We start from the raw sequence: 15,430 nt of genomic DNA on the forward strand, positions 1-15,430 counted from the left end.
GCTGCAGGGCACCTCAGCCTGCGGTTTTGGCCCTAACCCAGCTCGCAGCCTCCTCGACCGTGGCGACCGTCTGCACGCCGGGCGGGAGTGCCGGACGGTCCACCATCACCACCGCCACGCCCGCCGACTCGGCCGCCCGCAGTTTGGGCTCGGTCATCGCGCCGCCACTGTTCTTGGTCACCAACGCATCGACGCGGTGCTCCCGCAGCAGCGCCAGTTCCCCGTCGTAGTCATACGGACCGCGGGACAGCAGCAGTTCATGATCGGCAGGCAGCGTGTCGGAGTCGGGCGGGGTGACGGCGCGGATCAGGAACCAGGCGTCGACGTCCTTGAACGCCCGGGTGCCGGATCTGCCGGTGGTGAGAAAGACCCGTGAATAGCCGTTACCCGTCACGGTTTCGGCGGCTTCGGTGTCCGATCCCACCACGATCGCCGATCCTGGCGCCCAGGCCGGCCGGGCCAGGACCAGATGCGGCACGCCGACTTCGGCGCACACCTGTGCCGCATGCGCGGTGATGGTGGCGGCGAAGGGATGGGTGGCATCGACCACCGCCTCGACACCCTCGTCGACCAGCCATCGCCGCATACCCTCGACACCGCCGAACCCGCCGATGCGTACCGGACCGACCGGCAGCGCCGGGTCGGGGACCCGCCCGGCCAGCGAGCTGATCACCTCCACGTCTGGGTGCAGAACGGCGGCCAGGGCCCGCGCCTCGCCGGTGCCACCGAGCAGAAGGACTTTCATCAGTGGGTGGCCCGGCGGCGCCGATCCGACGAGTACAGGTAGCTGTCGGAGAACCCTTCCGCGGCAAGGACATCGCCGACGACGATGACCGCGGTTTTGGTCACCTCGGCGGCGTGCATCTTCTCGGCGATGTCGGCGAGCGTGCCGCGCAGCACGATCTCCTGCGGCCAGCTGACGAATGCCACCACCGCACAGGGTGTTTCGGGTCGGTATCCGCCGTCGAGGAGCTGCGGGACGATGTTGTCGATCTGGGCGGCGGCCAGGTGCAGCACCAACGTCGCGCCCGGGGCCGACAGCGTGCGCAGGTCCTCACCGTTGGGCATCGCCGTGGACAAGGTGGCCACCCGGGACAAGGTGACGGTCTGGGCCACGCCGGGAACGGTGAGTTCGCGCCCCAGGGCGGCGGCCACCGCGGCGAATGCCGGTACGCCGGGCACGATCTCGTACCCGATGCCCAGTTCGTCGAGCCTGCGGCACTGTTCGGCCAGCGCGCTGTAGATCGACGGGTCGCCGGAATGCAGCCGGGCCACGTCGAAACCCGCGTGCTCCGCGGCCACCAACTCGTCGATGATCTGGTCCAGGTTCAGCGGACCGGTGTCGACGACCTTGGCGTCGGGCGGACACAGCGCCAGCAGATCGTCGGGCATGATCGATCCGGCGTACAGACACACCGGACAGCTACCGAGCAGCTTGGCGCCGCGCACGGTGATGAGATCGGCCGCGCCGGGGCCGGCGCCGATGAAGTACACCGTCATCGCTTGACCACCGCCCACTGGGTCACCGGCAGCGCAGGACGCCAGCCGGTGAATTCGCCGATCGCACCGCCCTGGTAGTGCTGATAACGCCGCAACTCGCCGCCTTCCTTCGAATACCATTGCGCGACAACTACTTCAGATTCCAGCGTGACGGCATTGACCACCAGGCGCCCACCTGAGGGCAGCCGGTCGAAGCACGCCTGCAGTAGCCCGGGCTGCGTGACGCCGCCGCCGATGAAGATCACGTCAGGATCGGGCGCACCGTCGAGCGACTCGGGCGCACCACCGCGCACGTCCACCCGGACCCCGAACGCCGTGACGTTGCCCATGATCCGGTCACGTCGCTGCTCATCCCGCTCGAATGCGATCGCCGTGCATCCCACTGCGCTACGCGACCATTCGATCGCGATGCTGCCTGAGCCCGAGCCGACATCCCACAGCAGTTCCCCGGGCCGGGGTCCCAGTGCGGCCAGGGTGACGGCTCGGATGGACTGCTTGGTCAGCTGGCCGTCATGGGCGAACGCCTCGTCCGGCAGCGCCTGAGCCCGGCGCTCGTCGGGAAGATAGGCCACCGCGATCACGTTGAGGTCGTCGATTCCGGCCGGCGGTGTCGTCGCCCAGTCCCGGGCGAGGCCGTCGTGGCGGCGCTCCCCCGGCCCGCCCAGTTGCTCAAGCACGGTCAATTCCGAATCCCCCCGGCCGGATTCGCTCAACAGCCGAGCCAGCGCGGCGGGAGTCTGCGCGTCGCGCGACAGCACCACCGCCCGGCCGCCACGGCGCACCGCGGTGTGCGGTGGGGCGGTGACCAGGCTGATCACCTCGGTGTCGGGCACGGTCCAGCCCAGCCGCGCGCAGGCCAGCGTCACGCTCGACACGTGCGGCAGCACCCGGACCCGCTGCGCGCCGAACAACCGGATCAGTGTCGCGCCGATGCCGTGCAGCAGCGGATCCCCGCTCGCCACCACATGCACATCGGCGTCACCGAAAAGCGTCGGCAGCGCGGGCAGCATCGGCGACGGCCACTCGCGCCGGTCCCGCGTCACGCTGTCGTCGAGCAGCTCCAGTTGCCGTGGTGAGCCGTACACGACGGTGGCCCGTCCCAACTCGTCACGCGAGGTCGCCGACAACCCGGCCATCCCGTCGGCCCCGATGCCGACCACCGTGATCGTCATCGGGGCCTTCTCTCTTCGCGCAAGCGGCTCATCGCGGCATCTTGCGCCAGATCGGCCGCGGCACGAACCCCGTCACGAAGATCATCGGCCGAATCACCCACGGCACCCACACTGCGCGCTTGCCCTTGTGCAGCGCCTTGGCCGCGGCCTCGGCCACCTGGGCCGGGGTGCTGGAGAACGGCGCCGGGTCCATGCCCTCGGTCATCCGGCCGATCACGAACCCGGGCCGCACGATCAGCAGGTGCACACCGGTTCCGTGCAGGGCGTCGGTCAGCCCGCTCGCGAACGCGTCGAGGCCGGCCTTCGCCGAACCGTAGACGTAGTTGGCACGTCGGGCCCGGGCGCCGGCGATCGAGGAGAACACCACCAGCCGGCCGCGGTCCCTGGGACGCATGCGCTGCGCGAGCACGGTCAGCAGCCCCACCTGGGCGACATAGTCGGTGTGTACGACGGCCACGGCGTGGGCCGGGTCGGTCTCGGCGCGGTCCTGATCCCCCAGCACCCCGAAGGCGAGCACCGCGGTGTCGATCGGCCCGTGCGCGGCGTCGATCGCCTCGACCACGCCGGTGTGACCGGCGACGTCGTCGGCATCGAACTCGACGGTGTGCACCGCCGCTGCACCGGCCGACTGCACCGCCGTGACCTGATCGTCGAGCTGATCGGCGCGGCGGGCGGCCAACACGACGACCGCTCCGTCGGCGAGCCGCACCGCGAGTTCGGCGCCGATCTCGCTGCGACCCCCGAAAATCACCACGACACGGGGATTCGTGCCGGTAATCCCGGCCGTGTCTGCTGTGTCCTCCATGGCAGCGATTATGTCCTGCGCTAGCGTGGACCCCGATGGCTACATCTCGTGGCAGGGCAACCACCAAGCTCACCAGCGAAGCGTTGGCGTTCCTCACCGAACGTCACCTGGCGATGCTCACCACGCTGCGCTCGGACAACTCCCCGCACGTCGTGGCGGTGGGTTTCACCTTCGACCCGAAGACCCACATCGCGCGGGTCATCACCAACGGTGGTTCGCAGAAGGCGGTGAACGCGCACGAGCGTGGCATCGCAGTCCTCAGCCAGGTCGACGGTGCGCGCTGGCTGTCGCTGGAGGGCAAGTCCACCGTGAGCAGCGAGCCCGACGCGGTCCGCGACGCCGAGCTTCGGTATGCCCAGCGCTACCGCACCCCGCGAGTGAATCCCCGCCGTGTGGTGATCGAGGTACGGATCGAGCGCGTGCTGGGCTCCTCGGAGCTGCTGGACCGCAGCGAGGGCTAGTTCCCGGCTAGTTCACCGGCACCACGACGAGGTCGTGCGGTTGGTTGTTGACCGATTCTGCGCCGTCTTCGGTGACCACCACGATGTCCTCGATCCGCGCGCCCCACTGCCCCGGGAAATACACGCCGGGCTCCACGCTGAACGCCATCCCGGCTTCCAGTGGCAGATCATTGCCCTCCACGATGTAGGGCTCTTCGTGCACCGAGAGTCCGATGCCGTGTCCGGTGCGGTGGACGAACGCCTCGGCCAACCCTTCGGCGGCCAGCACGTCGCGGGCGGCGGCGTCGATCTGTTGGGCGGTGACGCCGGGGCGTACCGCCGCGACGGCCGCCTGCTGGGCGCGCTGCAGCACCGCGTAGCGCCGCGCCACCTCCGGATCCGGTTCGCCGATGCTGTAGGTGCGGGTCGAGTCGGAGTTGTAGCCGGGCTCGTACGGACCGCCGATGTCGACGACGACGACGTCACCGGCGCTCAGCTCGCGTTCCGAGCATTCGTGGTGCGGGTCGGCGCCGTTGGGGCCGGAGCCGACGATGATGAACGCCACCTCTGAATGCCCTTCGGCCACAATCGCTTCGGCGATGTCAGCGGCCACGTCAGCCTCGGTGCGGCCGGGCACCAGAAAGTCGGGCACCCGGGCGTGCACCCGGTCGATCGCCGCGCCTGCCTTGCGCAGCGCGTCGATCTCGGCCGGGTCCTTGATCATCCGCAGCCGCCGCAGCACGTCGGTGGCCAGCACCGGGACGACCCCGAGGAGGTCGGCCAGGGGCAGCAGGTGCAGCGCGGGCATCGAGTCGGTGACCGCTGTCTTCACGCCGGTTCCGCCGAGTGCCTCGGCCACCATCTGGTAGGGATTCTGGCCGTCGACCCAATCACGCACCGTCACACCGAGATCGGTGACCGCAGATTCCCGCAACGCGGCCAGCTCGAGGCGCGGTACCACGATGGTCGGCTCGCCTGTGGCAGGCAGGACCAGTGCGGTCAGCCGCTCGAAGGTCTGCGCCCGTGAGCCGACCAGGTACCGCAGGTCATATCCCGGTGTGATGACCAGACCGGCCAGGCCGGCATCCGCGGCGGCTGACGCGGCCGCCGAAAGACGGTGGGCGTAGACATCGGTGCTGAATCGGCTGACGGTCATGGGGTCGAGGCTAATCGCTGCGTCGCCCCGGTGTCCGTCCGAGTGTCCGTCCAGGGCGCCACCTCGCACCGGCTACTGTCGCTGGAATGTTGCGTGATATCCGTGATCTCACCGACGATCCCGAGGCCTATGCTGCCGAGCTGCGCCGGCGCTGGGGCGGCCTGCTGAGTTACCGCTACCTCGGGCGCTCGTACTCTTCGATGGATCTGGGCCCGGTCGACGACACGGTGACGTTGCGCCGCGACATGCGCAACCCAACCGGCGGGGTGCTGCTCGCGGTGCTGGGCATCTCTTCCCCGGACAGTGGCGGCGTGAGCGATCTGGAGGCCGTGCCCAATCCGGTCATCCATTCCTGCCAGGTGCTGGACCCGGCGCGCGATGTGACGCGCATTCGGGTGGACACCGAAGTGCTCAAGCAGGGCAGGCAACTGGCCTACAGCCGGTCGGTGATCGTCGACGCCGACAATCCGGACCGGGTCATCGCGCTCACCGAGGGCCAGGGCATCTCGATCGGCGTGCCACCGGAGGGTCTGGAGAAGATGCCGGTGGACCCGATCGACATCGTCGACGGTCCGGATCTGCCGCCGCTGTGGCAGGTGTTCGGCGGGACCAAACGCACCGACGGACACTGGGCGCTGCCGGAACTTGCAGTCGAGGTCGCCTCACCGGACGCCGCGCTACACATCGGGCCGCAGTTCGTGATCCTGGAGGCGGCCGCAGCCGACGCCGCCGCTGGCGCGGCAAATACCGAGGCACTGCAAGGCCTTTCGTCGCATGTGATGTTCCTGGCTCGCGGCAAGGCCGGCCCGTTTCGGGTCGACACTCAGGTGCTGTCCGGAGCGGATGGCACCATCGCGGTGCGGGCGACCCTGCACGATGAGGGTGCCGACGGCAAAGCTGTCACCGCCGCGTCCTATGTCTTCGGTCGGATGGAGGAAACCCGATGAGCGACCCTGTTCTGCTGCTCGACGGCGCCAGCATGTGGTTCCGGTCGTACTTCGGCGTGCCGTCGTCGATCAAGGCGCCCGATGGCCGGCCGGTGAACGCGGTGCGCGGGTTTTTCGATTCCATTGCCACGCTGGTGACCCGGGAGCGGCCACGCCGGCTGGTGGTGTGCCGCGACGACGACTGGCGGCCGCAGTGGCGCGTGGACCTGGTGCCGTCGTACAAGGCTCATCGGGTCGAAGAGCCCCAGCCCGACGGAATCCCTGACGCCGAAGAGGTCCCCGACGATCTGACCCCGCAGGTCGACATGATCATGAACCTGCTCGACGCGTTCGGCATCGCGACCGCCGGAGCGGCCGGGTACGAGGCTGACGACGTGCTCGGCACGCTGGCCACCCGCGAGCAGCATGATCCCGTGGTGGTGGTCAGCGGCGATCGTGACCTGCTGCAACTCGTGCGCGATGAGCCGGTCCCCGCGGTCCGTGTGCTCTACATCGGCCGCGGTCTGGCCAAGGCGACGAAGTTCGGCCCGATGGAAGTGGCCGAGCAGTACGGGGTACCTATCGACCGGGCCGGGCCGGCATACGCGGAGCTGGCACTGCTGCGAGGGGACCCGTCCGACGGTCTTCCCGGGGTTCCCGGGATCGGCGAGAAGACGGCAGCGACGCTACTGGCCCGGCATGGTTCGCTGGTCGGCATCCAGGAAGCCGCTCAAGACCCGAAATCGTCACTGTCCAAAGCACATCGGGCCAAGCTGGTGGCCGCCGCCGACTATATGGCCGCGGCCGAACCGGTGGTGCGGGTGGCCACAGACGCTCCGGTGACGTTGTCCGGCGCGACCGATGAGCTGCCGTTGGCGGCCGGTGACCCGGCGCGGGTCGCCGAACTGGCCGCAGCGTACGGCGTGACCTCGTCGATCAGCCGGTTGCAGGCGGCTCTGGACCGACTGCCCGGCTGATCGCGCGAGGTGGCGGCCACCGATCCGCGCCGTTGGGGGCCTATCTAGCGGAAGGGCCTACTTGGGTCGACCGACCTCGTAGGTGCCCTTGTCGTCCTTGAACGTCACCGTCACCTTGCGCTTGGTGCCGTCGATGGTGACCTCGCAGTCGAAGGTCGAATCCTTCTCGACCGTCGGGTTTTCGCCGTCGTTGCACTTGACGCCGGTGACCTTGGTGGCGCCGTAGCCGTTGGTCTTGTCGGTGAGGATCTGCTCGACGCCGCTCTGGGCTTTGTTGATGTCGAGCTTGGTCGTGACGAAAAAGCCCGGCTTCCAGAAACCGAGGATGCAGACCACCAGCACGATGACGGCGAGAACGCCGCCGACGACGCCACCGATCACTCCGAGGGATGCCTTCGAGCCCTGCTCGGCACCTGGAATGCCGTACTGACCGAACTGGCCGGGCGCACCGTACTGGCCCGGTTGACCGTATTGCCCAGGCTGACCGAACTGACCCGGCTGACCGAACTGGCCTGGCTGACCGGGCTGACCCGGCTGTCCGGGCTGACCGTACGGGGGTTGCTGTCCATAACCGGGCACCTGGCCGTACTGAGGCTGCTGGCCGGGCTGCGGGTACGCCTGCTGCTGGGCGTACTGCTCAGGCCCGGGGTACTGCGGCTGCTGGGGCTGTTGCGGCTGCGAATAGTCCGGCTGCTGCCCACCCTGCTGCGGCGGGTACGACGGATACTGCTGCGGTGTGTACGCCGGGGGCTGCCAGGCCGGAGCGTTGGTCGAGGCGTCCTCGGAGGCGGGAGCCGGCGGCTGCCACGCCTCGGCGCCGGCCGCCTGGTCCGCCCCGGGCTCAGGCTGCTGACCGGACGATGGTTGTCCCTGGTCAGGTCCCTGCGGTCCGCTCATGGTTCTCCTTGATCCTGTTCGGTGTCGCCCCAGACACCCTACCCCGCATCAACAGCAACAACGCCGCGCCGAACATCGTTGACAGCGCGTTTCGCGGTATTGCGCAAGGCGGATTGCGGCGCGGCATTACGGACTTGGTCGAGCAGATCGAGCACCTGGCGGCACCACCGCACGAAATCGCCCGCCGAAAGCGCCGAACCCGACCCGACGTCGGAGGCGGCCAGGGCGGCTGCCAGATCACCGGTGGTGGCCCAGCGGTAGACGGCGGTGACGAATCCTTCGTCGGGTTCCCGGCTCGGGGCCAGCCGGTGGCGCTGCTCGTCGCCCCGCAGGTCCGCCGAGATCCGCCGGGTCTGCGCCAGCGCGCGGCGCAGGCCCGCAGTGGGAATGTCGACACCGAGCACACCGCCCGCGGCGTCTCCCCGCGACTCGAACAGGACGGCCGAGAGCACCGCGGCCAGCTCCGCCGGCTGCAGACCCTGCCACTGACCGCCGCGCAGGCATTCGGCGACCAGCAGATCGCTCTCGCTGTAGATCCGGGCGAGAAGCCGACCGGCGTCGGTGACCCTGAGATCCGCCTTGAGTTCGCCGTCCCTGTCCGCTTCTATGAAGCCACGTTCGCTGAGCAGCGCCACGATCCGGTCGAAGGTGCGGGCCAGTGAGTTCGTCGCCGCGTTCACCTTCTGCTGAATCTGCGCGTTGTCCCGTTCGATGCGCAGATAACGTTCGGCGATCCGGGCCTGCGCTTCCCGGCCCGGTTGTTGATGTGCCGGATGATCCCGCAATTCGTCACGCAGGCCGGCAAGTTCGGGATCTACGTCACGTTCGGGGGCAGCGGCGCGCCGGCCCGCGCGGACCGAGGGCAACGACAGGTCGGCCGCGGCCGACTGCAATGCCGACGCCAGGTCCCGGCGCACGCGCGGCTGCCGGTGCTCCACCCGCTTGGGTAGCGTCATCGCGCCCAGCGGCGCCGAGGCGCCCGAATAGTCGGCCGACGAAATCCGGCCGGCCCAACGATGTTCGGTCAGCACCAGCGGTCTCGGGTCGTCACTGTCGCGTTGGGCCGCCTCCAGCACGACCGCCAGCCCGCCGCGGCGCCCCTGGGTGATGGTGATGATGTCGCCACGGCGCAGCGCGGCCAAGGCGTCAGTGGCCGCCTTGCGTCGCTGCAGGCGTGAAGCCCGCGACTGTGCACGCTCGCGCTCACCGATCTTGGCCCGCAACCGGACGTAGTCGAGGATCGGCGCGTCTTTACCGCCGAGTTCGGCTGCCAACTCGCCCATCATCCGCTCACCGCGCGCGATCCCGCGCACCAATCCGACCACCGACCGGTCCGCCTGGTACTGGGCGAAGGACCGTTCCAGCAGTTTGTGGGCCTGTTCGGGCCCCATCTGCTGCACCAGATTGATCGTCATGTTGTAGCTCGGGGCGAACGAGCTGCGTAACGGGAAGGTTCGAGTCGACGCCAGACCGGCGACCTCGGCAGGTTCGGCGTTGCTGTCGTCGGGCCGCCACAACACCACGGCGTGGCCCTCGACGTCGATGCCGCGGCGCCCGGCCCGCCCGGTCAGCTGGGTGTACTCCCCCGGCGTCAACGGGACGTGCTGCTCGCCGTTGAACTTCACCAGCCGCTCGAGCACCACGGTGCGGGCGGGCATGTTGATCCCCAGCGCCAGGGTCTCGGTGGCGAACACCGCCTTGACCAGCCCTGCGGTGAACAGTTCCTCCACCGTGTGCCGGAACACCGGCAGCATGCCGGCGTGATGGGCGGCCAGGCCGCGCAGCAGGCCTTCCCGCCACTGGTGGTAATCGAGCACGATCAGGTCGGATTCGGCCAGGTCGGCGCAGCGTCGGTCGACGATCTCGGAGATCCGGCCGCGTTCCTCGTCCGTGGTCAGCCGCAGTGGGGCACGCAGGCACTGCTGGACGGCCGCGTCGCAGCCGGCCCGCGAGAATACGAAGGTGATGGCGGGAAGCAGCCCCGCGGCGTCCAGGGTGGCGATGACGTCGGGCCGGCTGGGCGGCCGGTACAGCTGGGGACGACCACCGCCCCGACCACGTCCACGGCCCCGTGGTTCCCAGTCCGCCAGTCGGTCGGCCTCACGCCGATGGCTGATGTGGCGCAACAGGTCCGGGTCGACCAAAGTTGATGTCGCCGCCGGGGCGGCTCCGCCAGTACTTCCGGTGCCCTCGAACAGATCGAACAGCCGCCGGCCGACGAGCATGTGCTGCGACAGCGGGATGGGCCGGTGTTCGTCGACGACGACGGTGGTGTCGCCGCGGACGGTCTGGATCCAGCCACCGAACTCCTCGGCATTGCTGACGGTGGCCGACAGGCTGACCAGCAGCACCTCCTCGGGCAGGTGCAGGATCACCTCTTCCCACACCGCCCCGCGCATCCGGTCGGCCAGGAAGTGCACCTCGTCCATCACGACGTAGGAAAGTCCGTGCAGTGCAGGCGAATTCGCATACAGCATGTTGCGAAGCACTTCGGTGGTCATCACCACGATGTCGGCGTCCCCGTTGATGGACTGGTCGCCGGTGAGCAGTCCGATCTTGTCCGCGCCGTAGCGGGTCACCAGGTCGTTGTGTTTCTGGTTGCTGAGCGCCTTGATCGGTGTGGTGTAGAAGCACTTGCCGCCGGCGGCCAGCGCCAGGTGCACGGCGAACTCGCCGACCACGGTCTTGCCCGCCCCGGTGGGCGCGCATACCAGTACGCCGTGGCCGCTTTCCAGGGCGCGGCAGGCGCGGAGCTGGAAATCGTCGAGTGCGAACGGGTATTCGGCGGTGAACTTGGTCAGTTCGCCACCGTTCTGGTCACCCGACTCAGGTGGCATCGTCGTCGATGTCGATCCGCGATGCCCCCGAGTCCGGCGCTGTTACCGGGTCGGGCCTCGGAACGGGCTCCACTGTGGGGATCGGCGCGGCCTCGTCTTCCGGCACCTCCAGAGCCTCGCGCCGGGCCTTGCGTCTGTCGTTGATCCGGGCGACCTGGATGGCGAACTCCAGCAGCAGGCTCAGCGCGCAGGCCAGTGCCAGCATGGTGAACGGGTCCGAGCCGGGGGTGGCGAACGCCGCGAACACGAACAACCCGAAGATCAGTCCGCGACGCCACGACTTGAGCCGCTCGTAGGTGAGCATGCCGACGAGGTTGAGCATGATGATCAGCAACGGGAATTCGAAGCTGATGCCGAACACCAACAGCAGGTTGATCAGGAATCCGAAGTACTGCTCGCCTGAAAGCGCGGTGACCTGTACGTCACTGCCGACGGTCAGCAGGAAGCCGAGGGCGGTGGCCAGCACCACGTAGGCCAGTACCGCGCCGGTGATGAACAACACCGCGCCGACGCCGACGAACGCCATCGCGAACCGGCGTTCCTTCTTGTACAGGCCGGGGGTGATGAACGCCCACAGCTGGTACAGCCAGACCGGGCAGGCCATCACCAGGCCGGCCGCCAGCGCCACCTTGAGGCGCAGCATGAACTGGTCGAACGGACCGGTCGCCAACAGCCGGCACTCACCGTCGGGGGCGATGGTCGCCCGGGCCGAATCCGGCAGCGAACAGTAAGGACCGCGCAGCCATTCGCCCAGGCTGTGCACGCCGAAGAATCCGTGGGTGTACCACAGGAATCCGAAGATGGTGGTGACCAGCACTGCGGCCACCGCGATCAACAGACGGTTGCGCAGTTCGTGCAGGTGGTCGACCAACGACATCGTGCCGTCGGGGTTGACCCGCGAACGGCGGCGGCGGGGATCGAGCTTCTTGATGAATCCGGAGGTCACGGGCGTGTTCTAAAGGCCTGGTCGTAGACGCGACACGGCATCGCGGGGCGATGACCGCGATCGATTGCCGGACCGGTCAGGCCGTGTGGCGATCCGGGGACTGCTCCGGGGCGGGAGCCTCGACCCGCTCGGATGTGATCGGCTTCGCCGGTTGCGGCGCGTCGGCCGAAGACCCGGAAGAATCCGACTGCATCTCCTTGATCTCCGACTTGAAGATCCGCATCGACTTACCGAGCGACCGGGCCGCATCCGGCAGCTTCTTGGCGCCGAAAAGCAGCACGAACACCGCGATGACAATGATCCAGTGCCAGGGTTGTAGACCACCCAATTTGGTTACCTCCAGACGTCTGTGCTGAGTCTACGCGCGTGTGTCGTCGGCGTCGTCGGCGTGCGGCACCACCGCGTCGTAGACGCGCAGAGCCTCACCGGCAGATTCCTGCACCCGCTGGGCGAGGTCGGGCGGGTCCAACACCCGCACGGCCGAACCGAATCCGAGCAGGAAGCGGGCCATCCACTCAGGCGAGGCGTAAGTCATCACTGCCTCACACGCCCCGTCGGGCAATTCATTGACCACCCGCAACGGGTAGTAGTCGAACATCCACGAGGCGGAGCAGTCGATCAGCAGGGTGGCCGACGGCAATGACGGGTCGGCGGTGTCGGGATCGAACAGCGAGGTGTCGGTGCCGGCCTGCACCGCCGGCGACGGTGGCGCCGACGGATCGGCGAGACGCTCGGCCGCGACAATCCGGTCGAACCGGAACATCCGGACTGCCTCGGCGGTCCGACACCACGCCTCCAGATAACTGTTGTCACCGATCAGCACCACGCGGATCGGGTCCACCGTGCGGGTCGTGAGCGAGTCACGCGACGCCGAGTAGTACTCCAGGGTCAGCGCGCGGGCGTCACGCACGGCAGCGCGAACCGCCGCGGCCGCCCCGTTTTCCTGGGGCACGCTCTCCCCGGAACCGGATTCCTCGAGGGCCGCGCGCTGGGTGCCCGCCGCGGATTCGATCTTGGCGATGGCGCTGCGTGCGGCCTCCGGATCCACCATCCCTGGAACGTCGACCAGCGACCGCAACGCCACCAGGATGCCGGTGGCTTCCGTGGATGTCAGGCGCAGCGGGCGGTCGACGCCCGCGCTGAACGTGACTTCGACTGTGTCGCCTTCGAAGTCGAAGTCGATCAGATCGCCGGGACTGTAGCCGGGGAGCCCGCACATCCAGAGCTGCTCGAGATCGGAATCAAGCTGTTTGCGGGTAACCCCCAGTGCGGCCGCTGCTTCGTCACGGGTCACCTTCGGGTTGGCCTGGAAATACGGCACCATGTTGAGCATCCGGACCAGCCGGGTCGAGACCTGGCTCATGCCTGCGCCACCTGCGCCCGCAACCTGCTCACCACATCCTCGCGCAACGACGGTGGTTCCAGCGCCACGGCATCGACGCCGCAGCTGGCGATCTCACGGGCCAGCCGGTCCGACATTCCGATGTCGACGGTGATCTCCTCCCCTGCGCGCCCGCCCAGCGTGCGCGGCACGGTCTCGATGGCCTGACGGCGCAGCGCGGTGGCACGTCCGCCGGCGATCCACACCCTGGCCTGCTCCCCCGTCGGCTGTTCGGCGACCGCGCGGGCGACGATGTCGCGCAGGTTCACCCCCACGGGCTTGGCCACTGCCCCGGCCGGCCCCTCGGTGCTCACGTCGGGATCGATGCGGGATAGACGGAAAGTACGGGTGTCGTCGCGGTCCCGGTCATGCCCCACCAGGTACCACCGGCCGCGATGGGTCACGACGCCCCAGGGCTCGACGTTGCGGCTCGTGTGTTCGGCGTTGCGCGAGGCGCGGTGCCGGAACCGCACCGCATGCCCGGAGTCGATCGCCGCCAACAGGATTCGCAATACCTCTTCAGAACCGCGCAGCCCGGGCAGCGTCGCAGTCGACGCAATGGCGACACCGACCCCGTCGGCATCGACGTCCACACCGGCGGCACGCAGCTTCAGCAGCGCCCCCTGCGTCGCGGTGATCAACTCGGGCGACTGCCACAGCTGCGTGGCCACTGCGACCGCCGCCACCTCATCACCTGTCAGTTGGACCGCGGGCAGCGCATACTCGTCGCGGTTGATGCGGTAGCCCTCGGTCGAGTCGAACTTCGAGACGCGCCCCGTCTCCAACGGGATCCCGAGGTCGCGCAGTTCGTTCTTGTCGCGCTCGAACATGCGGGAGAACGCCTCATCGGTGGGACTGTCCTCGTAGCCCTGAACGATGTTGCGGACCTTGTCGGCAGGCAGGAAGCGATCGCTGGACAACAAGGCGATGACAAGATTTATCAACCGCTCGACTTTGGATACCGCCACGGGATGAAAGCTTAAAGCTCACATGCTGGCGATCAGGCGCTTGACCCGCTCATCGACCGATCGGAACGGATCCTTGCACAGCACGGTGCGCTGAGCCTGGTCGTTGAGCTTGAGGTGCACCCAGTCCACGGTGAAGTCCCGTCCGGCTTCCTGTGCCGCACTGATGAACTCGCCACGCAGCTTGGCTCGGGTGGTCTGCGGCGGGGTGTTGACCGCGGCGTCGATCTCCTCGTCGGTGGTGATCCGGGACGCCAGTCCCTTCCGCTGCAACAGGTCGAACACCCCACGACCGCGCTTGATGTCGTGGTAGGCGAGGTCGAGCTGGCTGATCTTGGGGTCGGACAGTTCCATGTTGTAGCGATCCTGGTAGCGCTGGAACAGCTTGCGCTTGATCACCCAGTCGATCTCGGTGTCGACCTTCGCGAAGTCCTGGCTCTCGACCGCGTCGAGTTGGCGGCCCCACAGATCGACCACCTGCTCGATCTGAGTGCTGGGCTCGCGGGTCTGCAGGTACTCCACGGCGCGGCTGTAGTACTCCCGCTGGATGTCCAGGGCGCTGGCTTGCCGCCCGCCGGCCAGCCGCACCGGACGACGACCGGTCAGGTCGTGGCTGACCTCGCGGATGGCCCGGATCGGGTTGTCCAGGGAGAAATCCCGGAACGGGACGCCGGCCTCGATCATCTCCAGCACCAGCGAGGCGGTGCCCACCTTGAGCATGGTGGTGGCCTCGCACATGTTGGAGTCGCCGACGATGACATGCAGCCGGCGGTACTTCTCGGCGTCGGCGTGCGGCTCGTCGCGGGTGTTGATGATCGGCCGGGAGCGCGTCGTCGCGCTGGAGACGCCCTCCCAGATGTGCTCGGCGCGCTGGCTCAGGCAGAAGGTGGCGGCCTTGGGTGTCTGCAACACCTTGCCCGCACCGCAGATGAGCTGGCGGGTGACCAGGAACGGCAGCAGCACGTCGGAGATCCGGGAGAACTCACCGGCCCGCACGATCAGGTAATTCTCGTGGCAGCCGTAGGAGTTGCCCGCCGAGTCGGTGTTGTTCTTGAACAGGTAGATGTCGCCGCCGATGCCCTCGTCGGCCAGGCGCTGCTCGGCGTCGATCAGCAGATCCTCCAGCACACGCTCACCGGCGCGGTCGTGGGTGACCAGCTGCGTCAGGTTGTCACACTCGGCGGTCGCGTACTCGGGGTGGCTACCCACGTCGAGATACAACCGGGCGCCGTTTCGAAGGAAGACGTTGGAACTGCGGCCCCACGACACGACCCGCCGGAACAGATAGCGGGCAACCTCGTCGGGGCTGAGCCGGCGATGGCCATGGAACGTGCAGGTCACACCGAATTCCGTCTCGATGCCCATGATTCGTCGCTGCACGCTAACGAGCTTACGGGGTGGTTCACAGTAACGGTGGGCAAGCACCGT

General features: G+C 68.3%; 15 protein-coding genes. 3 read left to right on the top strand and 12 right to left on the bottom strand.

The genetic code is table 11. The features are described 5' to 3' along the window. Positions 1–13 precede the first annotated feature (13 nt). The 4 genes from AC4ELS_RS27320 to dprE2 are packed head-to-tail and all read right to left on the bottom strand — an operon-like array spanning position 14 to position 3,477. On the bottom strand, positions 14–745 hold the full coding sequence (locus AC4ELS_RS27320; protein ID WP_499050145.1) for a cobalt-precorrin-6A reductase: 732 nt from the start codon (positions 743–745) through the stop codon (positions 14–16). Next, positions 745–1,500 (bottom strand): precorrin-4 C(11)-methyltransferase, encoded by a 756-nt coding sequence (gene cobM, locus AC4ELS_RS27325; RefSeq protein ID WP_499050797.1) that lies wholly within the window; start codon positions 1,498–1,500, stop codon positions 745–747. Before cobM ends, AC4ELS_RS27320 begins: the two co-directional genes overlap by 1 nt. Next, positions 1,497–2,672, bottom strand: a complete 1,176-nt coding sequence (gene cbiE, locus AC4ELS_RS27330) for a precorrin-6y C5,15-methyltransferase (decarboxylating) subunit CbiE (protein WP_499050148.1) — start codon at positions 2,670–2,672, stop codon at positions 1,497–1,499. Before cbiE ends, cobM begins: the two co-directional genes overlap by 4 nt. A gap of 28 nt (positions 2,673–2,700) precedes the next feature. Continuing rightward, complete coding sequence (gene dprE2, locus AC4ELS_RS27335) at positions 2,701–3,477, bottom strand: decaprenylphospho-beta-D-erythro-pentofuranosid-2-ulose 2-reductase (RefSeq protein WP_499050151.1); 777 nt, start codon at positions 3,475–3,477, stop codon at positions 2,701–2,703. 35 nt (positions 3,478–3,512) lie between these two features. Between dprE2 and AC4ELS_RS27340 the strand changes: the two genes are divergently transcribed. Further along, positions 3,513–3,938: a F420-dependent biliverdin reductase gene (locus tag AC4ELS_RS27340; protein WP_055114847.1), complete on the top strand. Its 426-nt coding sequence runs from the start codon at positions 3,513–3,515 to the stop codon at positions 3,936–3,938. Positions 3,939–3,945: 7 nt separating this feature from the next. On the opposite strand, the gene AC4ELS_RS27345 is transcribed toward AC4ELS_RS27340, so the two are convergent. After that, entirely contained in the window at positions 3,946–5,073 is a 1,128-nt protein-coding gene (locus AC4ELS_RS27345) for a M24 family metallopeptidase (RefSeq protein WP_499050154.1), read from the bottom strand. 86 nt (positions 5,074–5,159) lie between these two features. On the opposite strand from AC4ELS_RS27345, the gene AC4ELS_RS27350 reads away from it, so the two are divergent. After that, complete coding sequence (locus AC4ELS_RS27350; RefSeq protein WP_499050157.1) at positions 5,160–6,020, top strand: hotdog fold domain-containing protein; 861 nt, start codon at positions 5,160–5,162, stop codon at positions 6,018–6,020. Continuing rightward, on the top strand, positions 6,017–6,976 hold the full coding sequence (locus AC4ELS_RS27355; protein WP_499050159.1) for a 5'-3' exonuclease: 960 nt from the start codon (positions 6,017–6,019) through the stop codon (positions 6,974–6,976). Before AC4ELS_RS27350 ends, AC4ELS_RS27355 begins: the two co-directional genes overlap by 4 nt. Positions 6,977–7,033: 57 nt before the next feature. On the opposite strand, the gene AC4ELS_RS27360 is transcribed toward AC4ELS_RS27355, so the two are convergent. The 7 genes from AC4ELS_RS27360 to pafA all read right to left on the bottom strand — a co-directional run bounded on the left by AC4ELS_RS27360 (position 7,034) and on the right by pafA (position 15,382). Then, positions 7,034–7,873, bottom strand: a complete 840-nt coding sequence (locus AC4ELS_RS27360; protein ID WP_463791210.1) for a DUF4333 domain-containing protein — start codon at positions 7,871–7,873, stop codon at positions 7,034–7,036. A gap of 38 nt (positions 7,874–7,911) precedes the next feature. Then, complete coding sequence (locus tag AC4ELS_RS27365; protein WP_499050162.1) at positions 7,912–10,710, bottom strand: DEAD/DEAH box helicase; 2,799 nt, start codon at positions 10,708–10,710, stop codon at positions 7,912–7,914. Beyond that, positions 10,700–11,656 (bottom strand): twin-arginine translocase subunit TatC, encoded by a 957-nt coding sequence (gene tatC, locus AC4ELS_RS27370; protein WP_064887186.1) that lies wholly within the window; start codon positions 11,654–11,656, stop codon positions 10,700–10,702. The genes AC4ELS_RS27365 and tatC overlap by 11 nt, the downstream gene beginning before the upstream one ends. 76 nt (positions 11,657–11,732) lie before the next feature. Then, a complete protein-coding gene (gene tatA / locus AC4ELS_RS27375; protein ID WP_055114862.1) occupies positions 11,733–11,984 on the bottom strand; it encodes a Sec-independent protein translocase subunit TatA in 252 nt (83 codons plus the stop codon). A gap of 30 nt (positions 11,985–12,014) precedes the next feature. Continuing rightward, complete coding sequence (locus AC4ELS_RS27380) at positions 12,015–13,019, bottom strand: helix-turn-helix transcriptional regulator (protein WP_064887185.1); 1,005 nt, start codon at positions 13,017–13,019, stop codon at positions 12,015–12,017. Continuing rightward, positions 13,016–14,005: a helix-turn-helix transcriptional regulator gene (locus AC4ELS_RS27385; protein WP_499050165.1), complete on the bottom strand. Its 990-nt coding sequence runs from the start codon at positions 14,003–14,005 to the stop codon at positions 13,016–13,018. Before AC4ELS_RS27385 ends, AC4ELS_RS27380 begins: the two co-directional genes overlap by 4 nt. A gap of 18 nt (positions 14,006–14,023) precedes the next feature. After that, on the bottom strand, positions 14,024–15,382 hold the full coding sequence (gene pafA, locus AC4ELS_RS27390; RefSeq protein WP_088304178.1) for a Pup--protein ligase: 1,359 nt from the start codon (positions 15,380–15,382) through the stop codon (positions 14,024–14,026). Between the last annotated feature and the right edge of the window lie 48 nt (positions 15,383–15,430).

Source organism: Mycobacterium shunyiense, from assembly GCF_058270035.1.